Origin of the sequence: Rasiella sp. SM2506, from assembly GCF_050859505.1 — a bacterium.
Lineage (GTDB): Bacteria > Bacteroidota > Bacteroidia > Flavobacteriales > Flavobacteriaceae > Marinirhabdus.
Genome location: NZ_CP193934.1, coordinates 641049 through 665616, shown reverse-complemented (window position 1 = coordinate 665616; position 24568 = coordinate 641049). Strand labels below are relative to the sequence as shown.

At 38.2% G+C, this 24568-nt stretch carries 15 protein-coding genes and 1 tRNA gene; 10 read left to right on the top strand and 6 right to left on the bottom strand.

Features of this window, described 5'->3' with window-relative positions:
- Positions 1-23 precede the first annotated feature (23 nt).
- From ACQ2HF_RS03150 to ACQ2HF_RS03140, 3 genes are read left to right on the top strand one after another with little or no spacing between them, the layout of a single operon-like run.
- Entirely contained in the window at positions 24-554 is a 531-nt protein-coding gene (locus tag ACQ2HF_RS03150) for a response regulator (RefSeq protein WP_432412068.1), read from the top strand.
- An 8-nt stretch (positions 555-562) separates the two neighbouring features.
- Positions 563-1981, top strand: coding sequence for a sensor histidine kinase (locus tag ACQ2HF_RS03145; RefSeq protein WP_432412067.1), 1419 nt, complete (start codon positions 563-565; stop codon positions 1979-1981).
- Positions 1982-1984: 3 nt separating this feature from the next.
- Positions 1985-2410 (top strand): response regulator, encoded by a 426-nt coding sequence (locus ACQ2HF_RS03140; RefSeq protein WP_432412066.1) that lies wholly within the window; start codon positions 1985-1987, stop codon positions 2408-2410.
- 21 nt (positions 2411-2431) lie between these two features.
- Here the strand turns inward: ACQ2HF_RS03140 and ACQ2HF_RS03135 are convergent, their stop codons facing one another.
- On the bottom strand, positions 2432-3484 hold the full coding sequence (locus ACQ2HF_RS03135; RefSeq protein WP_432412065.1) for an endonuclease/exonuclease/phosphatase family protein: 1053 nt from the start codon (positions 3482-3484) through the stop codon (positions 2432-2434).
- Between the two features lie 126 nt (positions 3485-3610).
- On the opposite strand from ACQ2HF_RS03135, the gene ACQ2HF_RS03130 reads away from it, so the two are divergent.
- Both ACQ2HF_RS03130 and ACQ2HF_RS03125 read left to right on the top strand, forming a co-directional pair.
- Positions 3611-6460 (top strand): carboxypeptidase-like regulatory domain-containing protein, encoded by a 2850-nt coding sequence (locus ACQ2HF_RS03130; RefSeq protein WP_432412064.1) that lies wholly within the window; start codon positions 3611-3613, stop codon positions 6458-6460.
- Between the two features lie 29 nt (positions 6461-6489).
- On the top strand, positions 6490-8670 hold the full coding sequence (locus tag ACQ2HF_RS03125) for a DUF5689 domain-containing protein (protein WP_432412063.1): 2181 nt from the start codon (positions 6490-6492) through the stop codon (positions 8668-8670).
- A 610-nt stretch (positions 8671-9280) separates the two neighbouring features.
- Here the strand turns inward: ACQ2HF_RS03125 and ACQ2HF_RS03120 are convergent.
- Positions 9281-10297, bottom strand: a complete 1017-nt coding sequence (locus ACQ2HF_RS03120; protein ID WP_432412062.1) for a N(4)-(beta-N-acetylglucosaminyl)-L-asparaginase — start codon at positions 10295-10297, stop codon at positions 9281-9283.
- A gap of 429 nt (positions 10298-10726) precedes the next feature.
- Between ACQ2HF_RS03120 and ACQ2HF_RS03115 the strand changes: the two genes are divergently transcribed.
- The 3 genes from ACQ2HF_RS03115 (at position 10727) to ACQ2HF_RS03105 (ending at position 13970) form a co-directional block, all read left to right on the top strand.
- Positions 10727-11950 carry a metallophosphoesterase gene (locus ACQ2HF_RS03115; RefSeq protein WP_432412061.1) on the top strand — a complete coding sequence of 408 codons (1224 nt, stop codon included), beginning with the start codon at positions 10727-10729 and terminating at the stop codon, positions 11948-11950.
- Between the two features lie 54 nt (positions 11951-12004).
- Positions 12005-12301 (top strand): thioredoxin family protein, encoded by a 297-nt coding sequence (locus ACQ2HF_RS03110; RefSeq protein WP_432412060.1) that lies wholly within the window; start codon positions 12005-12007, stop codon positions 12299-12301.
- A gap of 223 nt (positions 12302-12524) precedes the next feature.
- Entirely contained in the window at positions 12525-13970 is a 1446-nt protein-coding gene (locus ACQ2HF_RS03105; RefSeq protein WP_432412059.1) for a hypothetical protein, read from the top strand.
- Here ACQ2HF_RS03105 and ACQ2HF_RS03100 read toward each other — a convergent pair.
- Together ACQ2HF_RS03100 and ACQ2HF_RS03095 are read right to left on the bottom strand one after the other, a co-directional pair.
- Complete coding sequence (locus ACQ2HF_RS03100; protein ID WP_432412058.1) at positions 13950-14633, bottom strand: polysaccharide deacetylase family protein; 684 nt, start codon at positions 14631-14633, stop codon at positions 13950-13952. The genes ACQ2HF_RS03105 and ACQ2HF_RS03100 overlap by 21 nt on opposite strands.
- Before the next feature lie 37 nt (positions 14634-14670).
- Complete coding sequence (locus ACQ2HF_RS03095; protein WP_432412057.1) at positions 14671-17985, bottom strand: glycosyltransferase family 117 protein; 3315 nt, start codon at positions 17983-17985, stop codon at positions 14671-14673.
- 236 nt (positions 17986-18221) lie between these two features.
- Between ACQ2HF_RS03095 and ACQ2HF_RS03090 the strand changes: the two genes are divergently transcribed.
- Positions 18222-18294, top strand: a tRNA-Gln gene (locus ACQ2HF_RS03090).
- A 1350-nt stretch (positions 18295-19644) separates the two neighbouring features.
- Here the strand turns inward: ACQ2HF_RS03090 and ACQ2HF_RS03085 are convergent.
- Together ACQ2HF_RS03085 and ACQ2HF_RS03080 are read right to left on the bottom strand one after the other, a co-directional pair.
- Entirely contained in the window at positions 19645-21543 is a 1899-nt protein-coding gene (locus tag ACQ2HF_RS03085) for a tetratricopeptide repeat-containing sensor histidine kinase (protein ID WP_432412056.1), read from the bottom strand.
- A 175-nt stretch (positions 21544-21718) separates the two neighbouring features.
- Positions 21719-22960 carry an NAD(P)/FAD-dependent oxidoreductase gene (locus ACQ2HF_RS03080; RefSeq protein ID WP_432412055.1) on the bottom strand — a complete coding sequence of 414 codons (1242 nt, stop codon included), beginning with the start codon at positions 22958-22960 and terminating at the stop codon, positions 21719-21721.
- 81 nt (positions 22961-23041) lie between these two features.
- On the opposite strand from ACQ2HF_RS03080, the gene ACQ2HF_RS03075 reads away from it, so the two are divergent.
- Positions 23042-24568, top strand: a complete 1527-nt coding sequence (locus ACQ2HF_RS03075) for an HAL/PAL/TAL family ammonia-lyase (protein ID WP_432412054.1) — start codon at positions 23042-23044, stop codon at positions 24566-24568.

The window sequence follows — 24568 nt, the reverse complement described above, 5'->3', positions numbered from 1 at the left end:
TACAAAAGTTAAATTTCCTCATTGTGGAGGATTTAGTTTCGGATATTTTTTTGCTGCAACGACAGCTTAAAAAAATATGTAAGGATCCCGAAATAAGATTTGTAGAATCTAAATTGGCGCTTGCCAATGCGATAAAAAATTATATTCCAGATTTTGTATTATGTGATTTTAATCTGAATGGCTTTGATGCTTTTGACGTTATTGAAATTATTCAAGGATATAATCCTGATATTCCAGTTATCATAATTACGGGCAATTTAAAGAATCAGGAGAACGAACAAAAGTTACTGGCTGAAGGTGCTTCAGGCTTTTTTCTGAAAGATCCTTTAGAAACTCTTAACGAAAGGTTACTACCCTTATTTGTAACTTTATCTGAAGAGAAAAAAAGTGAGCTGGATGAATTTTCAAAAAAAAGAAAGGAAATGGATGCCTATCGTAAAAATGTCGATTTTTTGAGACAGCATGAAACTTTAAGCGCAGAAAATGATGCCTCAAAAGAAAGTAATCTTAAAGAAGAGGGCTTCTTTTCAAAAATTAAAAAACTCTTTAAGTAAGTCGTAGTATGCCACTGCATTCGAATAAAAAAATCATAACATCCATATATACGGGTCTTCTCATTTTACTGGGATTAATTTTGTTATTGGGCGTCATTGTAGTCATGGGGTTCTACTCTCAAAACTGGGTTACTGCCACCACAGCCATTCGAAGCGATTTATTCGAATTGAATAGTGAAATAAAAGAATCTGAACGTAATAGAGATCGCTATATACTTAGTGGGCTAAAGGAATACAGAAGGAATTACGATAAAAATCTAAAATTTATCAATGCGAAATTAGTTGAAACTAACGATAATTTCGAACACTCAAAAGAACAGTCTCAAAATATTAATAGGTTACAACTCCTGTTATCAAAAAAAGAAACAGAGAATTCTAAGGCGTTTCAAGATTTTGAACGTGACAATACTTTTGCGTATGAAACCTTATTTCTTGACGAGATACGAAAATCAAGGCGCGATAGCATAGAAGTTCTTTTTGAAACAATGCTTGCAGAGAATACCGAGTTGTATAAGAACCGTCAAAATAAATTTGATATTTTTTATTATGCGAGTATCCTATTACTCATTTCGGGAATTGCATTTATGGTGTATGGTTTACTACGTATAAAAGGGCAGCTTATCCCAGTATTCGACCATATAAACAATGCTAACGAATTACTAAATGCTCAAATTCAGCAAAAAGAAGCCGAAATTCTACTGAAAGAAAATCAGCGGGAAATAAACGAACAGCTAATCGAGCAGTTAAAGGATAAAAACCAGGAGCTTAATCAATTTGCTTATATCGCTTCCCATGATTTGCAGGAACCTTTGCGAACGGTCGATAATTTTATCGTGGTGTTTGAAGAAGAGTATGGGGATAAGCTTGATGAAGATGCACATACCTACTTCAACTTTATAAAAGGCGCTACAACACGAATGCGTAATTTAATTAATGGCTTACTTCAATATAGCAGAATTGGAAGGTCTGGTGAGTTGGAACCAGTAGATTTAAACGCTATTGTAGCAGAAATAGAGAAAGACCTTGCACAAAAAATTAGTGATACAGAGGCATCCATATTTGTAAATAAATTACCAACAGTAGAAGGGTATACCATAGAATTAAAACAACTTTTTTTCAACCTCATTGGCAATGCATTAAAATTTGTCACACCAGATAGAAAACCAGTAATAACCATAGGTTGTTACGAATCTGACAATAATTATCAAATAACCGTCACAGATAATGGGATAGGAATTCAGGAAAAATATCTTTCAAAGATATTCGATATGTTTACCAGATTGCATAGTGAAACGCTCTATGACGGACAGGGAATTGGTTTGGCATTTTGTAAAAAAATCACCGAACTTCACAATGGAATTATTCACGTAGAATCTGAAGAAGGAAAAGGAACTACCTTCTTAGTAATTTTAAAAAAAGGGAAATAAATTATGAGCAATGCATTAAAAAAAATATTATTAATAGACGATTCAGAATCTGATAACTTCATCCATTCCAGATTACTTAAGAAAGAAAATATAGCCGAAGAGATTGTTATAAAATATTCAGCTACCGATGCATTAGATTATTTATCCACTTTGGTAGAAAAAAAGTACCCGCAACCAGAGTTGATATTTCTGGATATTAACATGCCTGGTATGAATGGCTGGGAATTTTTAGAGCATTATGAAAAGCTGGAAATCGATCAAAAAGGAGGTATTGTAATTACCATGCTTACTACCTCCAGCAGTGATACAGACAGAGTTAAAGCTTCTACCAATACGCTTATTAATAGATTTGAAAACAAACCTTTAACCAAAAAAAGATTGTACGATATATTAGAGACGCATTTTCCTGATAGGTTTTCCAAGGATTAAGTCACCTGTTCTTAAGAAGCGCTACTCCTTTTCCTTAATCAAATATACATATACAGGGAAATGATCGCTATACCCCCCTGTAAATCCACCGTCACCAAAACTTCGGTACGGATAGCCTTTGTAGCGCCCTCGTGAATTTGCCAGATACGATTTATTATAGATGCCCGCCTTATAAAAACGGTAGCTGCTGTAATCGTTTTTTAGTAATTCTGTAGATACAATTATTTGATCAAACAAATTCCATGCATCCCGCCACGCCAGGGTTCCCAATCCTTTTTTAAACATTGCCTCCATGGGATTGTACAATTGCTTCAGTTGCATATTTTCTTTTGTGTCGACCGTTTTGAGATACTCTTTCAAACTCGGACTTGTAGGATCATCATTTAAATCGCCCATGGTAATCACCTTTGCATACGGATCTTCTACAAAGAGAGAATCAATAAGGTGTTTGTTAAGTTGTGCTGCTTTTATACGTTTGGGTCTGCTTCTTGCTTCGCCACCGCTTCTGGACGGCCAGTGGTTTACGATGACATGAATCTTCTCTCCATCCAACATGCCACTTACAATAAGTTGATCTCGAGTATAAATTCGTTTGGTAAGATCATTCTCGTCATATATATAAAGTGGAATCGCTTTATAATGCGTAGGAGTAAAGAGTCTTTTTTGATATAATACCGCAACATCTATCCCACGACGGTCTGGAGAATCGAACTGAATAATCCCATATTCCTTTTTCAGCAGGGGTTCTTGATTCACCAAATCTTCCAGTACTCTTCTGTTTTCAATTTCACAAACGCCTATAATAGTTGGAGTAGTCCCGGTTACTTCAGTACCAATTTCTGAAATCACCTTCGCCATATTTTTCAGCTTCGCAAGATAAATTTCTTCGGTCCAATGATCTTTTCCTTCAGGCGTTCTATCATCATCAAACGTCAAAGGGTCATCTTCAAAATCGAAGAGATTCTCCAGATTATAAAAAGCAACGGTTTGTATCTTATACTGTTTTGTTTCCTGAGCATTTCCGAAGAAAAAGCAAAGAAATAAACAGGCTATGATGTAGTGGGACGCTTTCATGGTATGCTAAAATATTAATTTTGAGTGAAGTAGCGTATATATTTTAGGCTAAATAGTACCTATTTCGTACGAAATAGGTAAATTTGTGTACACTCCCCTTACAAATTACTAGTTAGTATGTTTAGAATGAAAAACTTCTATGCTGCCCTATTCTTAGTTCTTTTTTGGGGTGTTTCGCTTCTAGCGCAAGAGGCTATTGTTATGGGAAGGGTCATAGATTCTGACGCTACAGAGCCTGTGTCCAATGTTGAAATACGGATTGTATCCAGTGTTTTTACAACCACAACAGACGCGCTGGGGCTATTTCATATTTCCAGTGTAGAACTCCCTCAAGGGGAGCAGGTGCTTTTGGTAAGTAAAGATGGGTATGTAACAAAAAAGATTCGCATTACCATCCAAAACGGCAGCAGTATTAATCTGGATCCCATTCTTTTCTCCATAGATCTCACTGAAATTGAAGCCCAAATAGGAATTATTAGCCTAAGCGATGCGGAGTTAAACCAGGACGATGGTACTTCTTTCAATATTTCAGGATTACTTCAGGCTTCCCGGGATGTATTTTTAAATGCTGCGGCTTTCGACTTTAGTGCTACCTTTTTTAGACCTAGAGGCTTAGACAATGCCAATGGAAAAGTACTGATTAATGGTGTTGAAATGAACAAACAGTTCAATGGGCGTCCGCAATGGGGCAATTGGGGTGGCTTGAACGATGCGCAGCGCGAACGGGAATTTTCTATGGGGAGTTCTGCTAGCGAATACACGTTTGGTGATATCGCTGGAACCACCAATATTGTGATGCGCGCTTCAAAATACCGTAAAGGAGGACGTGTTTCGTATGCTTTGGCGAATCGCAGTTACCGTGGCAGGATAATGGGTTCCTACAACAGTGGCTTGCTGGCTAGTGGTTGGGCATATTCGGTATTGGCGTCCAGGCGTTATGGAGAGGAAGGATATCAAAAAGGAACCGTATACGACGCAAATTCCTTTTTTGTTTCCGTTGAAAAGAAATTGAATACCAATCATAGTATAAATCTCTCCGCATTTTATACGCCAAACCGAAGAGGACGTTCCACTGCAGTTACTCAGGAAGTGCGAGATTTAAAAGGAATCCAATACAATCCAAATTGGGGTTTTCAAGATGGGAAAATTAGAAATACTAGCATCCGGGAAGTAGAAGAACCCGTTATTTTACTGAATTATTATTGGGATGTAAACGATAAGACCCATATCAATACCAACGTAGGGTATCAATTTGGCAAGATTGGCAGCACCCGTATCGATAATGGCGGGACGCGACTTGTAACCGTGAACGGACAAGAAGCGTATTTGGGAGGCGCCCGCAATCCCTTTGGAAATTATTACCAAAGACTTCCCAGTTTTTTTCTTCAGGATGAAAACCCTTCAGCGTTCGATTTTCAGCAAGCCTATCTGGCAGAGCAAGAATTTTTGAATAATGGACAATTGGATTGGGAAGCTTTGTATGAAGCAAATACGAACCAAACCAATATCGCCAACGGGGGCAATTCAATTTACGTAGTACAAGAAGATCGTGTAGACGATACTCAGATTACGGTAAACACCATTGTAAATTCTGAAATTTCAGAGAATATTAATTTAAGTGGAAACATAATCTACCGAACGCTGAAAAGTGAAAATTTTGCCAACCTGAAAGATTTATTAGGTGGTACAGGCTATTTGGATGTAGATTTTTTTGCTGAAGATGATGTAAACACCATCGTGGGAGACATTGCGCAAAGCGATTTGCGTAATCGCAACAGGATTGTAAAAGAAGGCGAACGGTACAAGTACAATTATAATCTGGATGCAACTGTATTTTCAGGATTTATCCAAGGAGCATTCAAATACCGAAAAGCAGATTTTTATGCTGCAGTAACCGCCGGGCAAACCAACTACCAACGCACAGGTTTGTACGAAAATGGAAATTATCCTGGCAACCGTTCCTTTGGTCCAGGTGAAACATTGAGTTTCACAAACTACGGTGTAAAAGGCGGTGCGACCTATAAAATTACGGGGCGTCATTTAGTTGATTTGAATGTGGCATATGGTACCAAAGCACCAACGCTTAGAAATTCTTTTAGCAATGCGAGACAGAATAATGATGTGGTGTTAGGATTGGAAACGGAACAAATTCAGAATGCAGATGTGAGTTATATTTTCCGTTCTCCAATTGTAAAGGCACGACTCACGGGTTTTTATATTAATTCAAAAAACCAGACCGATCTTGGTTTCTATTTTGCTGAAAATCTTACTGGAATAGGCCTGGAAGAAAGTGCCTTTGTACAAGAAATTGTAACAGGTATTGAAACACAGAATATGGGTGGTGAGCTAGGCATTGAAGCGCAACTAACGCCCACTTTTAAACTGAAGGGAGCCGCTTCGGTAGGACAATATATTTTTAACAACAACCCTAATCTATATCTTACAAGTGACGATTTTGAAGGCCCACTAACCTTTGGCGATGGCACCACAAAACTGAAAAATTACCACGTAGCAAGCGGGCCAGAGCGTGCCTATCAACTAGGTTTTGAATATCGCGATCCAGAATTTTGGTGGGTAGGCGTAACCACAAATTATTTTTCCAATGCCTATATAGACGTGAATAATCTGGCGAGAACTGCCAATTTTAATCAGGATTTTGACGGCTTGCCCTTCAGCAATTATAACGAAGATGAAGCTAGAAATTTACTGTTGCAACAGGAATTCGACGATTATTTTTTGGTGAATATTGTTGGAGGAAAGTCGTGGCGTATAAAAAGCTATTATGTCGGTTTTTTTGCCACGGTAAACAATGTTTTGAATCAAGAATATACCACAGGCGGATTTGAACAGGGAAGAGTTTCCAATTTTAGGGACTTAAAAGAAGACGTATCCCGTCCCAATGGAAGGCTGTTTGGGCCACGATATTTCTTTGGAAATGGCACCACCTATTACGCAAACGTCTATATCCGATTTTAAAAAGTAGAATCAATTTAATACGTTCACTTATGAAAACATTTCAATTTTACAACATCTTACTCCTAGTAGCTTTTATGGGTAGTATTTCTTCTTGTGTGGAAGATGACGAATACGAAGTGCCAGAAACAGCTAGTTTCGATCCAGCATTGCAAGGAGAGCTAGTTTCCATTACCAGTGTCATAGCAACTTTGGAATCTGCCCAGGCAACAGGTGCAAAAACAGCTACGTTTGAAGGTACAAATACGTTTCTAAGCGGATTTGTAATTTCTACCGATGAGAGTGGAAATTTCTTTGAAGAGCTTATTCTTCAGGATGAAGCTAAAAATCCAACGGCAGGAATTAAAGTGTTACTAGATGTAAATCCATTATTTACCAAATACGAAATTGGACGGAAAATTTTTATAAAATTAGATGGACTTTCGGTAGGGCTTAACAGTGGCGTAGTTACTTTGGGAGTATTGAATACAAACGAAATTGATAAAATTTCGGCACCCGTAGAAGATGAATTTATGTTACGTTCAGCTCAAAAAGACACGCTCATTCCAACGGTAAAAACCCTAAGCCAAATTACCAGCCGTGATGTGAATACATTAATTCAACTTCCAAACGCCCAATTTACCGAAAGTCAACTAACATTAACATTTGCCAACGAACCAGGTGACGAATTTGATGGCGATAGATTAGTAGAAAGTTGTAGCGAAGATGGAGGCTCTATTCTTTTTCAAACTAGCACGTTTGCAGATTTTAGAGGAATAGCTATTCCAGATGGCTCTGGAACGATAACAGCAGTTTTAAGCAGAAATTTCTTTGGAGATGAAAATGTGTTGGTCATACGGGATCCTAATGACATCGTTTTTGCGTCTCCCGAACGATGCGAGCCAAAACCATTGGACCCAATGCTTGAGCCCACTACAACTTTCGCAGCGGTTCGCGCAAGATATGAGCAAGCAGGCAACAGCTATGCAGCCTTTGGATTGGATGAAGATTTGTTGCTACTAGAAGGCTATGTAATTTCGAGTGACGAGGCAGGTAATTTCTTTGATGAAATCTTTATTCAGAATACCCCAGAAACCGAAGATTTAGGCCCCAACAATCCACGTATGGGATTGCGTGTTATTATGGACAAAAATGATATATATCAAACTTTTGAAATAGGTCGTAAAGTGTATATCATCTTAAATGGTCTGGCGGTAGATGAAGATACAGGAATCCTCACGCTAGGGATTCAAAATGTAAATAACATCGTTAAAATCCCGAATGCAGTTTTAAGTCAATATGTGGTAGGAGGTGAAAAAATTGTGCCGCTAACACCCCTAACAAAACAGGCGAATCAATTGAACGCAGACGACCTAAATACATTGATAAACCTAAACCATATGCAATTTCTCCCGTCTCAAATTGGTCTTACCTACGCAGGCGAACCTGCAGATAATTTTGATGGAGAGCGTACGTTACAAAGCTGTAACGATACAGGAAATATTCGATTGTTCACCAGTACGTTTGCCAATTTCAAATCGCAATTGCTAGCGGACGGATCAGGAAATATCACAGCTATTTATACTAGAAATTTCAGTAATGATGAGTCTGTACTTTCGGTGAGGGATCTTAACGATATCAATTTTTCTGAAGCCAGGTGCGATCCTCCTATAGTAGACTGTGGTCTGGCAGATGCTGTAGGAGCTACGGTATTATTTGCAGATTTTTTTGAAACTCAAACAATCAATTCACCTATTACGGGAAATGGATGGACCAATTATATGGAAGCTGGCACCGAAACCTGGGAAGCTTGGTTTGACGGTAATGAGAATATGTCTTTAGGTATTTCGGCCCGCATGGGGTCTTTCAATTCAGGTGATCCCAGTTCTATTGGTTGGTTAATCACTCCTCAAGTTAATTTTGATACGCAGACGGGCGAAACCTTACATTTTAAAACCTCGAATAGTTTTGATGATGGAAGCGAACTGAAAGTTCTGTATGCTGGTAATTGGGATGGAAATGAAAATACGATTACTTCGGCTATGTGGATTGAGTTGGGTTCTGTAACTGTAGTAAGCGACAACGATGGTTTTCCCGAATGGATTCCCTCAGGAAATGTAGATATGTCCTGTATTGTTGGAAGAGGTCATATTGCATGGAAATATATAGGAAGCGGCAACGGAGATTTTGACGGCACCTACGAGCTGGATGAAATTGAAATACGTTCTAACTAAAAGTAGCTTTCAAAACAATTCGGCAGATAACGCTAGATGAATAAAACATCCAAAACTCAGGTTGCCGAGTGCTTTTAAAAAAGAAGCGGAGCGCGTTTTTAAAAAGTGTATTGAGGTAAAAATGGAAAAGCCATCACAGATGTGATGACTTTTCGCCCCAAATTTGATCGACACCCTAAAGTATCAACCTACTTATGTATGACAAAGCTATAAAAAAAAGCCATTGCAATTTGTAGGAATATTCCGATTTTGAAAAAATACGTGTTTCTACGTAGTGGGTAACAAGTTAGTTTACTGCTTTTTATGCCTAAAACATACGCTGTAAGAACAGTAGAGGATGACTTCCGTAACTGCAACCTTAACACTTAGAGTGTTTGCCAAATACACTTCAATAGAGGGGTAAAATAGCTTTTCGAAAGATCGCTGTATAAGGCAAACCAGATACTTGAGGTTTTAAATCACCAAAACTTTCTAGCGTTCGTGTACATAGCAGGAAACATGATTGTGTAAAAATGTGCAATTATACTATAGATCACACGGCCACTGCACCAATGATGCTCAAGGAAATCTTAATCATTAAATTCGTTAGATTAGCGATCGTGTGTTAAAATTAGGAAGGTTTGTGGTAAAAGTCTACAAAAACATTTTCATTAATTTTATTTTCATACTTCATCATAGTAAAGCCTTCGTGAATACAATAAGCTCCTGTTTCGCCCATTTTGTTCATAGCGATATATGCAATCTGAAAGTCTTTGTAGGTGTCATTTTTATTTACAATTCGTTTTATAGCTTCTTCACAGGCATCTTGTGGGGACATACCGTTTCGCATGAGTTCTACTATTAAAAAACTACCTACTGTTTTCACTACTTCTTCGCCCATTCCTGTAGCTACGGCGCCACCTATTTCATTATCCAGAAATAAGCCGCTACCAATAATAGGGCTGTCACCCACACGGCCTTTCATTTTGTAGGAGAGTCCGCTTGAAGTACAAGCTCCTGCGATGTCACCTTTTTTATCCATGGTAAGCATCCCAATAGTATCGTGATTTTCAATATTAATAAGGGGTTTGTATTCTGGGCTTTTAAGCCATTCTTGCCAGGCTTTTTTAGACTCCTCTGTAAGCAAGTCTTCAGTTTCAAAACCTGATAGGGCTGCAAATTCTTCGGCACCTTCGCCTACCAAAATTACGTGAGGAGTATCCTCCATTACTTTTCGCGCCAGGGCTGCCACGTGGCTAGTGCTTGAAACCGCCATTACAGCACCGCAATCACCATTAGTTGCCATCACACAAGCGTCTAGTGTTACATTACCTTGCCTATCTGGAATACCCCCTTTTCCAACAGTAGTATTTTTAAGATTCTGCTCTTCTATCGAAACACCTTCAATAGCTGCCTCTAACGCAGGTTTTCCATTTTCTAAAGCATCGCCAGCAGTTTTATTGGCATTTGTGAATTGCCATGTACAGATGGCTATGGGGAGATTGGGCATTTTTTTGCTCATTGGTTTTTTATCTTGGGAAGGTTTCCTTGTTTTTTTATTTTCATCGGTACACGCCATTGCGGTCATTGCAAACGTAGCTCCCACGGCTCCTGCAGCTGTATTTTGTATAAATTTTCTTCTTTTCAAAATAGGTTGGGTTTTAGTGATTTTTCCACAAGCCTAGAGACCATTTACTGTTTTCAAAGCTAAGTTTTTAAGGTCTGAAAAGTTACAAATTTTAGCAACTAGTTAAGGCAACTCTATTTTAAAATTGCAAAACAGGATTGTTTAAACACCCTGCTCAATACACATATATATAACAATTGCATTACTACAGATAACACCCATTATAATCCCAATGTAAATATTAGGGTATACAATGAATGGGTTTCGGGGTTAATTGACTATTGATATTGATAAAAGCTGTGTAACAATACCAGATAAATATCAATATTTGGAGAAATAATTAGAAGAATACAAGTGGACTTTGGCGCTACATACATGAACCGATTTAACTTTTTTTAGGATATTATAGCCTTGGTTTTAATACTATCTTTACAAAAAAAAAGATACCCCATGCTCCGCTGGATCATCCCCATTATTATTTACATTGCTATAGATTTGTATGCTTTTCAGGCGGTACGTACCGTAACAAATTCTACATGGTTGTATGTTCTGTATGCATTAAGTTCACTTGTTGTATTGTCTCTTTTAGTATATGCACTAAGTTCCGGACAAGCACGTACAAACCCTAAAATGATGTATATTTTTGGGTTTTTCCTGGCGGTTTTTGTGCCGAAATTACTCGTAATCATTTTTATGTTTGGTGAAGATATAGTACGCCTTTTTATGGGTGTATTTGCTAAGATTAACGGAAAAGAAGCTGGGTTTTACCTACCCTCCCGAAGAAAGTTTATTAGCAGTATTGCCCTAGGCGTTGCTGCAATCCCTTTTGCCTCTCTACTTTACGGAATGATTCAAGGTAAATACAATTACAAAGTCCTGAAATACGCGCTGGAGTTTGACGACCTCCCCCAAGCGTTTGACGGCTACACGATAACCCAAATAAGTGATATTCATAGTGGTAGTTTTGATAATAAAGAAAAAATTTCCTACGGAATAGATCTAATTAACCAGCAAAAAAGCGATGTCATACTTTTTACTGGGGATCTGGTCAATAATATTGCCGAAGAAATGAAACCCTGGAAAGAGCTCTTTTCAAGTTTAACAGCTAACGATGGTGTATATTCGGTATTAGGAAACCATGATTATGGAGATTATGTTTCCTGGAATTCTGAAATAGAAAAAAATAAAAATCTTTCAACCTTAAAAAACCTTCAGAAAGAAATGGGCTGGCGCTTATTGTTGAATGAAAACACCACGCTGGAAAAAAATGGAGAAACCATTAAATTAATAGGTGTAGAAAACTGGGGAGCTGGCGGATTTAAAAAAGCAGGAGATTTAAAAAAAGCTTGTGAAGGGGTTGCAACAACCGATTTTAAAATTCTAATGAGTCACGACCCGTCTCACTGGCAGGAAGAGGTGAAGATGAACGATAAAAATATACATTTAACGCTAAGTGGTCACACCCACGGAATGCAATTTGGGATTGAAATTCCTGGCTGGTTCAAATGGAGCCCCGTAAAATATAGATATGAAAATTGGGCTGGAATTTATGAGGAATTCGGGCGGTATATTAATGTAAACAGAGGATTTGGCTATTTAGGGTATCCTGGAAGAGTAGGGATTTGGCCAGAAGTAACAGTAATTACCTTAAAAAAGAAGCCTAGCGATGCATAATGCTTACTATTCAGCCATAAATACTATATTTGTAGAACTAATACTGCAACGATTATGTCCAAATTTGGAGAATTAATTGAAACACAAGTACCCGTATTGCTAGACTTCTATGCAGAATGGGACGAAGCCTGCAAAGGGATGCACGCCGTACTTAGAGACGTAGCCGCTGCCCTTGGTGACAAAGCCCGCGTGATTAAAATAGACGTGGAAAAAAATAACGAGCTTGCCGAAGCGTTACGAGTAAAAGGTCTTCCAACCTTAATGATCTACAAAGGCGGCGAAATGAAATGGCGCCAATCTGGAGAACAAGATGCCAATACCTTAATTGGATTGGTAAAAGAGTACATTTAATTTTAGTTTGTACTTATACTTATTAAGTCTATAACGCTCTAAGAATCAGAGTGCTCTACAGTACAAGAATTTCATTACTATAAAAAAGAATTAAATTTCCTACAAAAAGATGTGTTTTTAACGATTAAAGTTATAAATTAAGGGTTAAACAGCTTATTTTCGCTTACGAATTTAAAATGTTTTTTTTCAGTTTAAACAAACTTTACCCTTATATCCCCATCTTATGAAATTTAAACTTTTACTAGTTGCGTGTTTAATAGTTAACGCAGCATTTTCCCAAGTAGGAATTGGAACAACGACCCCTGATGCAACTTCTGTTCTAGATATTAGCTCAGGCACTAAAGGATTTTTAGCCCCTAGAATGACCACAGCCCAAAGAACTGCTATTACAACGCCAGCCAATAGTCTTTTGGTGTATGATACGGACTTGAAGTCTTTTTATTATTACGATACACCCTCAACTACCTGGAGACAGTTATCTGGAGCAGCAGCTAAGCGTGATAATTACGTCTTAGTAAAAAGTATAACAGATTTTCCAGCACCTTCTGGAGGCAAAATTACCTTGGACGAAAATACACTATATGAAATAAATGGGTTAATAACATTAACTGCTCCTATAGAACTAAACGATGCACAACTTTTAGGGCGCGATGCTGGAGAAGATATTTTATTTAAAGCATCAGGTGCCGTATTTACAGGAACTACTGGGGGTAACGTTAAAAATCTAACTATTACAGGGGGTGGAACCGTTTTTGCAATTACCGGGGGAACTTCGTTGTTGTTTCAAAATTGTATCGTCTCTGGAATGGGAAGTGTAGGAACTATTTCTGGAGTAGGGTTGTACTTTTCTAACATTGTCCAATTTATTGGAAATACTACAGGGGTTACGTATACTAATATTGGTAATATCTTGCTTAACAATCAAGGTTGGTTAGGGAGTAATGGTGGCACCTATGAAAAATTGACAGGAACTTTTGGTTTGGTGGAAAAAGTAAGTGGCTTCTCTACAGTGCCTAGTGGTGCAATTGGTTTTGATGTTAGCGCTATAGGTCTCACTGTAGGAACTGGGATTTTAAACGGTACTGCATTTTCTGGCGCTGGGCAATATGTAAACAGATATAACACCGGCTCTTATACAGGTTTTAATTTCAATAATAATTGGACTGTAAATGCTCCTGGAATTCCAAGGGAATCAAATGATGTTGCTACAGGTAATATAAATTTAACTGCTTCGATAACAAGTCCAGTAAATACTACATTAACTGGAACAGGAACAGCCAGTAGACGCAAGTTGAACGGACCTACAACTTCTACCAATCTATTTAGATTTGAAAGAAGTGGAAATAATAAACTTATATATAAAGGAAATAAAAATAGATTTTTTCAGGTGAACGCATCGCTGTCATTTTCAACAAGTTTTCCTGCGGGAAGTCCGTTAGTTACTACCTATGCATTGTATATAGCAAAAGGAAGTGGTGCAGGTCCAGCTTCAGTTATACAGGAGACTAGGGTTTATGGAAGACTAACTACTAGTACAAGTGAAGTTATTGCAGTTCCAATTCTAGGTACTATTGAGTTAAATACAGATGATTATATTGAGATTTGGGCAGAAAGAGAAAGTGGAAATGGAAATATTGAAAGTGCTTCATTAAATGCAACTATCAATTAATTTTATATTAAAAAGATCCAAAACCTTCGGCAATACATACCGAAGGTTTTTTTCTGCTTTTAAACTATCATGAAAGACGACGATACTTCCTAGTTTTATGTTTTTTGTTACATTTTGAAGGCATTTTTCTTTTGAAGTACTTGGGTCAAAATCTGCACTCAACACATCCCACATCACAATCTTATAGCCTTTATTACGAATTTCTTTCTCTTGCTTTGACGTCATCTTACCATAGGGAGGCCTAAACAGATTGGAGCTTGGAGCTTGGATATTTTTGAAAATTTGAATTTTGGTGCTCGCTACGTTAGTGTCCCCTTGAGTGGACTTTAGGGGTGTTTTCTCAGAAAGTTGAATAGAATTAAACTGTTTTTCAGCGGCTACGATATCCTTTAAATATTCTTCCCTTTTAGTTTTCCAGCCATTGAGATGATGAAACGTGTGGTTGCCAATGCGATGCCCTTCCGCAATAATTCTCTTAAAGATTTCGGGATGCTTTTTTACATTTTCTCCAATACAGAAAAACGTGGCTTTCGCATCATATTCCTTTAAGAGATCTAATACCCAAGGCGTAACTTCGGGGATAGGGCCATCGTCAAAAGTAAGGTAAATGTTGGGTTCTTTACGAGAAAACGCCCAAACTCGCCGTGGGAATAACCACTGCACAAACTTGGGCGTTTTAACCAAATAGGGTTTCACTAGTTTATTGTTCAGGTATTACATTTGTGTTGTCTTGAACTACGGTATCTAAAGGTAGATTTATCGCATTGGTATCATTTTCTAGTAGATCTCTCTCTGTTCTTTTATCTACATCCATTCCTTCATCTGCGGAATAAAAATGACGGAACAGCTTCAAATAATCGTTAAACTTACTGGCTTCTGGCCTTGCAAATTCTTCGGAATCCATCACAATTAAAATATCTACCAGGCCACGATATTTTTCCATGTCGCTTATAATTTCATCTGCTATCCCAAACTGGCGCTGAATCTTCATGCCGCTGTAATACAACAGTTTTTCTTGATAAATGGTGGAAACTTCTTTGAATAATTTACGTGCTTTTTCTTTATTGTCAACTTCATAATACCCCAATACATAAGGTTCCAGTAAGGAGTAATACTCAAAGTCTTTTACAGGCATTTTTTCCATGGCAAGATCTAATACGTTTTCGGCCTTATCCATTTTTTTCTCATTCATTAATGTTTCAGCCAAACGTGCAAGATTACTTCGGTAGGTAATACCGTTTCGGCGTGTTTCGGTGTCGTGGTAGATGTCTGGACTACCACTGTTGCCCCAGTCAAAATTCATCACTATATCATACATCTTATCGGCATCTATTCGGCCCATATCAAACGGATTTCCTTTTGCTACGGGTGTTTTAATAGGTACTAATTTGTACGTAACTCCGTCCAGCTGGAGGTAGTCTTTCATCCAGATATAATCGTCATCACCAAAACTTCCGCCGCTGAAATAGATAGGACGTTCCCAGTTATTATTGGCAATAACATCCAGCATCATCATTCTATTTTTATAGATAACATTACCTTTTAGGGTAATATCTATATAAGGAACAATAAGATCTGCATCTTTTTGAGCAACAATCCCGTTGCGAAGTACTGCTTCTTTGTCTACAGGAATCCGGATGGTCTTACTTGGGAAGGTATTTGCCCAATGGTTGCTTTCTAGTTCCACTTTCGTTCTAGGGTCATCACTCTCCACCCAATTCATCCATTGTTTAATATCTATAGTGTCTCTGGTAGATTCTTGAAAATACAGGAAATCTCTTGTTCCGGTTCTGTATTTATCGTGGCTGAGTTGTGATGGGATAGGATCGCTCTCAAACGCTTTCTTTTTCATATCGTCTATGTACCAATCTGTCGCAAATAGACTGGTGTTAACAATACGTACATCCCTTCTATAGCCTTCAATGTTTTGGGCATACCAAAGTGCAAAGGTGTCGTTATCACCAATGGTGAAGAGAATGGCGTTTTCATCGCAAGAATCCAGGTACATTTTACCCATACTATTGGCTGTGTAACGGCCTGACCGGTCGTGGTCATCCCAGTTTTGATACGCCAAAATAACAGGCGATGCCAGCAATGTTGCTGTTAATACAATTGGAATAGCGAGTTTTGGTTTTATAGCCTCTTTTAGCATTTCATACAATGCATATACACCAAATCCAATCCACATAGCAAATACATAAAACGATCCTACGAGTGCATAATCACGTTCCCTGGGTTCAAAAGGTCTTTCGTTGAGGTATACTTTAAGTGCCAATCCGGTAAAGAGAAACAGCACCAGCAATACCCAAAAGGTTTTCATATCATTCTTAAAATGAAAGACAACACCTAAAACCCCTAGAATAAGCGGTAGTAAATAATAGGTATTACGCGCTTTGTTATATTTTACATCGCTTGGTAAGTTGTCCTGTGTGCCTAATCTTAATTCATCTATAAATGAGATCCCAGTGAGCCAATTTCCATGTAGGTCGGTTTTCTGACCTTGCACATCGTCTTGCCTACCTGCAAAATTCCACATAAAATAACGCCAATACATATAGCCAAATTGATACTCGAACGTATAGGCTAAATTATCCCATACCGAAGGCGGTTTTATGTCTAAATAATCTTTATACGTTAGTAAAAAGTCGTTATAATCGTCTTTGTCTATTTTACCTTCTTTAAACGCTTGTTTAAAATTGGCTACAATCTCCACCAATCTGGATTCACTACGGTAGCCAGACTTTATGGTAAATTCTAGCCCGTCTGTAAACTCCAGGTAATTGGCATTATGGTCTGGACTCCACATACGCGGTAGGATTACCTTGTGATTATCGTCTAAGTTTTGTCCAGCGTCTTTGTATTGGTTTACAATAATGTATTTGCCTGTTGCCTCATCTTTTTCGTATTTAGGTTTATCGTCTTTGTAAGGGTTTTCAGTGTCCAATCCTGAATACATTTCAGTAAAAAGAGGGCCGTAAAATAAGTGTGTTTCCGGATATTGTTCGCGGTTGTAATATGCCAATAATTCACGGGCGTTGTTGGGGTTGTTTTCGTTAATAACCGTTCCTGCATTGGCACGAATGGGTAACATTAACCAGCTAGAGAACCCAATAAAAATGAATAAAACACATAATAAAAGCGTATTTACCTGTCCCAGATTTTTTTTGCGGGTATACCGTAAGCCGAAATAGAACAACCCAATAAATAGCAGTCCTGCGATGATGGTGCCCGAGTTAAAAGGCATCCCTAATGAATTGACAAAGAACAATTCAAAAGCACTAAAAAGCTTCATGGTGTAGGGTAATAACAACTTAAAAATTAAAAGTAGTATAGCAACCGTAACAACGTTGGCAATTAGGAAATTTTTAAGGGTAATCGTTTTGTAATTTTTAAAATAATACAAAAAGCCCATTGCAGGAATGGCTAACAATGCCATAAAGTGAATACCGAAGGAAAGCCCAATGATAAATGCAATTAGGATGAGCCATCTGTCACCACGAGGGGTGTTCATCTCGCGTTCCCAACGTAGTGCACAATAAAATAAAATGGAAAGCACACAAGCTCCAGATGCGTATACTTCGGCCTCCACGGCGTTGTACCAAAAACTATCTGTAAACGTAAAACTTAAAGCTCCAACGGCTGCACTTCCTATAATAGCAATCCTATTATTTGTATTTAGTTCCTGATGCTTTTGAACTACCATCCTAAGCAGCATGGTAAGCGACCAAAACATAAATAGAATGGCAAAGGCACTCGCGAATACCGACATTAGATTAATGGTAAGCGCAATATTGGATGGGTCCATCGCAAAAATGGAGAAAAAGGCTCCCATAATCTGATACAAGGGTGCTCCAGGCGGGTGGCCTACTTCTAGATTACTTGCCGTAGTGATATATTCTCCTGCATCCCAAAAACTAGCAGTGGGTTCTACGGTGAGCCAATAGGTGAGTAGGGCAATGGCAAAAACAAGCCAGCCTGTTATTTTATTCCATTTGTCGAAGTTGAAACTAGACATAAATGCAGTTGATTTTTGTTAGGGCGAATTTACTAATAATATGATTACTGAAACGACTAAAAGAACGTGAACGTACCTCATACTCCTATTTTTTTGCCAAAAACAGGGGTGGAAAATAGGACTACACCCTTTTAGAAGAGAAATTAGACCCACAATCTGAAAATTTTCTATTTTTTTGCTACAAATAGTTTGTGCAATTTAAAGATTGTATTAAATTTGCATCCTCAATATGGTATTGGCCCATGGTGTAACTGGCAACACGTCTGTTTTTGGTATAGAAGAGTCTAGGTTCGAGCCCTAGTGGGCCAACAAAAATCCCGATCTTTAATTAGATTGGGATTTTTTATTTTCTAAAGTTTTCAAGTAGTTATCCCAATTGCCCACGTGACCGTGGGTGGCCAGCGCCAAAAAGTTGCCTTTGTGGTTTTCCAAATTTTTGGCGCTGGGCGTTCCCCAGTTTTCTCGATGTGTTGTATTTTCCCTCGCTTTTTTTTGAAAAGCTTAGTGTTGAGAAATTGAGTTGGCTCACCTAACCGTGAGTGCGTTGCCAAAAAGTTGCCTTTGTGGTTTTCCAAATTTTTGGCGCTGGGCGTTCCCCGGTTTTCTCGATGTGTTGTATTTCCCCTCGCCTTTTTATTAAAAAGCTTAGTGTTGAGAAATTGAGTTGGCTCACCTAACCGTGAGTGCGTTGCCAAAAAGTTGCCTTTGTGGTTTTCCAAATTTTTGGCGCTGGGCGTTCCCCGGTTTTCTCGATGTGTTGTATTTTCCCTCGCCTTTTTTTGAAAAGCTTAGTGTTGAGAAGTTGAGTTGGCTCACCTAACCGTGAGTGCGTTGCCAAAAAGTTGCCTTTGTGGTTTTCCAAATTTTTGGCGCTGGGCGTTCCCCAGTTTTCTCGATGTGTTGTATTTTCCCTCGCCTTTTTTTGAAAAGCTTAGTGTTGAGAAGGTGAGTTGGCTCACCTAACCGTGAGTGCGTTGTCAAAAAGTTGCCTTTGTGGTTTTCCAAATTTTTGGCGCTGGGCGTTCCCCGGTTTTCTCGATGTGTTGTATTTCCCCTCGCCTTTTTATTAAAAAGCTTAGTGTTGAGAAATTGAGTTGGCTCACCTAACCGTGAGTGCGTTGCCAAAAAGTTGCCTTTGTGGTTTTCCAAATTTTTGGCGCTAGGCGTTCCCCAGTTTTCTCGATGGATTATTTCCATCTTTAGGTTTCTTTTTAAATGATTAAATTGGTGAAAGCAATAAGGTTACATCTTAATTTACAATATTTGTAGTGTACATTTGTGTTGTTCACGGGCGGGACTCTCACGCCAGCTGGTAATTTTGGTTTGTCACCTTCTTTACCTGAACACACTGAACTTGATTTTAAGTGAGCTCCATTCTATGGTATTCCATACGCAGCCCTTAAAGGATTTCTGAAAAATAATTAAAATGGATATTAGATTTATTGCCCTTATTGTAAGTGTAGTATCATTTTTTATAGGGGTTTATACTATAACTAAAGAGAAAAGGAAAGTTAATGACATGGTTTTTGGAAGGTCAATTACCCTGATAATTCCTTCAATTATTTACATAATATATTATATAGTTTATCTTCTATAAAATAGTATTTTTTTTACTAATTCCGATTTGGATTGGTCATTTTCAGACTGCAGCTGAAGATTTTAAAGAAGGTGTTTTGTTCTCCTTAAAACGTATGGCAACCGTAAGCTCATTTTCGTCCCGGTTTCATCACTTACAATATCCAACGCTGCCTCTATTTTCTTTGCCCGAGACTCCATATTATACAATCCATGACTTCCAGATGTAACACTATCAATATCATATCCTTTGCCATTATCTAAAATTTCAACTAAAGCTGCCGGCGTTGCTTGAATGTTTATTTCAATTTTTGTGGCTTGTGCATGTTTAATTGCATTGTTTACAGCCTCTTGTATAATACGGTAAATATTGATAGTTTGATCTGGGCCAAGTAGCTGGTCATTTTTGCCAGTTTTATTCACTTCAACGGTAATGCCTGTGGTGTTGGATACTTTGTGCGCCAAATAGCGAATACGTTCGGTAAGGTCTTCCCAGGAAATTGTCCCACGGTTCATTACCCAAATGGTATCACGTAAATCTGTAATAGCTTCCTGACTAAATTCTGAAAGTTTCCCCAACTTTTCTTGAGTAACTTCGGTAGAAACTTTTGGCAAACCGAGACCTATATTCTGTGCTGCACTGGATAAATAGGTAAGTTGCGACCCTATATTGTCGTGCAGTTCTTTAGAGATGCGTAATCGCTGTTCTTCCAGCTTGTTGGCAATTTCAACCTTATATAATGCCTCTTTTAATTTCTGCTCCTGCTTTTGATGTTTTATCTTAAGTATTTGTTGGCGATACACCAAAAAACCAATAAGAGCCAACAGCAGAGCGCCGCCGCTAAGAGCTGTAATCCATAAGCGTTGGGAGTTTAATTGTGCCTCTTGTAGTTCCAACTGCTGTTCTTTTTCTTTGGTTCTAAACTCAGTTTCTTTTTCCTGAATTAACTCCAGATTTTTTATGCTTTGTAAACTATCTACGGCTTCGGTATATCGAAAATGCACATCATCTGCCTCGCGAGGTCTTCCCAGTTGTAAAAGTGTGGTTGATTTAAAATACAAAAATTGTCTATTTCTTAAGTCTGTAAGCTTGTGAACAGCGGTGATGCTATCGGCAATTTCTACAAACTTCATTGCTTCATTAGGGCGTGAGAGTTGGTTATAGCAATAAATTATTCCATTAATGGCTTCAATAGTTTTGTAAGGCTCTAAATTAGCCTCTATTGCCATTTGGTAGGCTTTATTGTAGGCTTCAAGTCCCTTTTCAAAATCATCCTTGCGGGTATAGATAGAGCCAATACATAATTGATTTCCCGCTGCAGCATACCTATCATTTTTAAGTTCTGCTTCTTGTAAACCAAGCTGAAAAATGTCCAAAGCCCTATCGTATTTTTCTCGTTCCATATAACAAATCCCAAGATTCCAATAGGTGTGCGCCTTAAAGCTATTTTCTATGTGTTCCTGATACGCTAAGGAAGCATTTAGATACGGAATAGCTTGTTCATAACGCTCCATGTTTAGTAAAGAAGAACCAATATTATTATTGGCTAAAGCTAACATTCGCTTGTTTTCTGGCACCAAAGTTTTGACTACTGAAAGATACTCAAGAAGCACAACAACACCTTTTGCATATTCAGATTTTGAAGAATATGCATTGCCTTTATAGTTAAGCATATCGGCCTTAATGGTAACTAATTTCGATGCTTCTGCTATGGGGATAAGCGAATCTGTAGTACGTATTACAGCATCATAATCCCCTTTTGCATATAGTTGTATAGTGACATTGTGAGCCAGTTTTAACTCGGTTTCTTTGTCTTTTATGCTACGCGCATAGGTTATTCCTTCTGCTAGATACGTTTGAAATAAAGTAGTATCTGTCGTGCGATAATGACTTACAATAGCTTTGTATGAAGTGGCTTTTGCTTCGGAATCTTTAGAAGTTTTGATTACATGGGTAAGGCTGTCTATATTTTGCCCATACATTTTTGAGCAGAGCAGAGCTATAAAACAATAAAAAACCGACTTTACCATGGATGTTGTTTTAACCAAAGTTAAAATTCTTTGTAACATTTGCAAATGAAACTTTTACACTTGGGCTCTTCAATAAAGTGTGACTACTTTATAGACCCATTTGTAATACACTTTTCTAAAGCTCCAGTTATTCTGAAGGATTTTCTAAGTCTATCACCTTCGCTAAAGTTTTTACCAGCCTATCATGGTTTTTTACAAAAGGATTTGTCTCATCCCAAACATATCCAGCCAATACCGAACAAATCTGTCGCTTGATTTCAGGATTGTCTTTAGATTTAAAGAATATCTTCTGGAGATTACCTGTATACCATTCCTTTACGTAGGTTGAAAATACTGTCACTCCGCTAGACATATAATCTTCATAGTCGGTTTGCCAATCTATGGCTTCGCCTTTGGTTTGTCTGGCGGCTAGTTTGGCTGCTAGTAAGCCGCTTTCGGTAGCAAACGTAACACCAGATGAGAATACAGGGTCTAAAAATTCGGCACTATTTCCTGTAAGCGCGTATCCTTTTCCGAAAAATTTTGTCACAGATTTTGCAACATTTTTAAGGGTAACGGGTTCAAATTCGTACGGGCAGTGTTTAAAACGTTCGTAATAATGTTTGGAGAGCTGCATCATTTGGCGCAATTTTTCTTCTTGAGTGCCTTTAAACGAATCTAGATATTCTGTCTCGCCAACATAGCCTATGCTGCACATTCCATTAGAAAAAGGAATGACCCAAAGCCACGTTTCAGTATTAATTACATCAAATGTTATTAAGGTGCTATTTGAAGTGTCCGGACGATGGATGTCTTTAACGTGTGTAAAAATAGAGGAATGTTTTGGGATGCTGGATGGTGCGTCCAGCTGAAGCAATCGTGGTAGCACTCTCCCGTGACCACTGGCGTCTATAATAAACTTAGCTTCAATTTTTGAAGTGTTCCCATAAAGATTTTTTACTTCGGTGATAGAACTCCCATCTTCAGTAAAAATAACTCCGGTAACTTCGGTTTCAAAAGAAATAGTGACCCCTTTTTTTTGTAGCTCGTCTGTCAACGTTTTATCAAAATGATCTCTGGGGACTTGCCAGGTCCAATTCCAGCCTTCGGTAAACTTTTCAGCAAAATTAAAGTTACATACTTGATCGCCTTTTAAAAAACGGGCGCCACGTTTAATTTCGTACCCTTGTTCTTTTAAACACTCCAAAAGACCCACTTCTTCAAAATGATCCATACAGCGAGGTAGTAAACTTTCGCCAATCACAAAACGCGGAAATTTATTCTTTTCTACTATCTGAATATTAAGTCCCTGTTGTTGTAAATGAGCCGCCGCAACGCAACCCGAAGGTCCGGCGCCAATTATTAGTACGTCAAGTTTTGGGGTAAGCATATTTTGTAGCAAGTATATATATTGTTACTTTGCAAATCTAGTGCAACAAAACAAATCTAGTAAAAAAGCAGACGCCAACGCATGATTACATTGAAAGGAACATTGGGGATTGAAGATTTCAAGAAAATTGTACTTCACAACGAGCCAATTTCGGTAGCAAATGAAACGCTTAAAAGAGTAGAAGATAGTTTTCAATTTTTAAAAGAATTTTCAGAAAACAAAATTATTTACGGCGTGAATACGGGCTTTGGCCCTATGGCGCAGTATAAAATAAAAGATGAACAGCGCATTCAATTACAGTATAATTTAATACGAAGTCACGCTACAGGTGCGGGAAATCCTATTGATAAAATAAGTATCAAGGCTTCTATGCTTGCTAGGTTAAATACACTTAGTTTGGGACATAGCGGGGTGCATCCTTCTGCCATTACCTTAATGACCCAATTAATTAATCGTACTATTTTACCAGTGATTTATGAACACGGAGGTGTGGGTGCCAGTGGCGATCTGGTGCAATTGGCGCATATGGCATTAGTACTTATTGGTGAAGGCGAGGTATATTACAAAAATGAAATACAACCTACTGCGGAAGTTTTTAAAGCTGAAAACCTACAGCCTATTTCAGTAGAACTGCGCGAAGGATTAGCGTTAATGAACGGTACTTCGGTAATGAGCGGGATTGGAATGGTGAATACCATACAGACCCGTAATTTGCTGGATTGGATGGTAAAAACTTCGGCGGCTATTAACGAAATTGTGCAGGCGTATGACGATCACTTGTCGCTAGAGCTCAATCATTCCAAAAAACACAAAGGACAGCGCAAGATTGCCGAAATTATGCGAGAGCATTTAAAAGATAGCAAATTAACCCGCAAACGCGAACACCATCTTTATAACGGCTTGCAAACAGGAGATGTTTTTGAAGAAAAAGTACAGGAATATTACTCATTACGTTGTGTACCACAGATTTTGGGGCCGGTGTTAGATACGTTAAATGGTGTGGAAAAAATATTGGTGGAAGAAGTAAATTCGGCCAACGACAATCCCATTATAGACTTAGAAACCAGACAAGTGTATCACGGTGGAAATTTTCATGGCGACTATGTTTCCCTGGAAATGGACAAGCTTAAAATAGTAGTCACCAAAATGACCATGCTCGCTGAAAGACAACTTAATTACCTGCTCAATTCTAAACTGAACGACCTTCTTCCGCCTTTTGTAAATTTGGGAACGCTTGGTTTAAACTTTGGCATGCAGGGAGCACAATTTACGGCAACCTCTACCACAGCCGAAAGCCAGATGCTAAGCAATCCAATGTATGTGCACAGCATTCCTAATAATAACGACAACCAGGATATTGTGAGTATGGGCGCCAATGCCGCTTTGATTACGCAAAAAGTAATTGAGAACGGCTACCAAGTGGTAGCGATAGAATTGTTAACCATTGTACAGGCCATTGAGTATTTAGAGGTGCAGGATAAAGTGTCTTCACAAACCAAGGCAGTGTATGATGCCGTACGGAATGTAGTTCCTTCTTTTACGGAGGATGCCGTTTTGTATCCACTTATTAAAAAAATAAAAGAAACGGTTTTAAAAATTTCAGTTTAA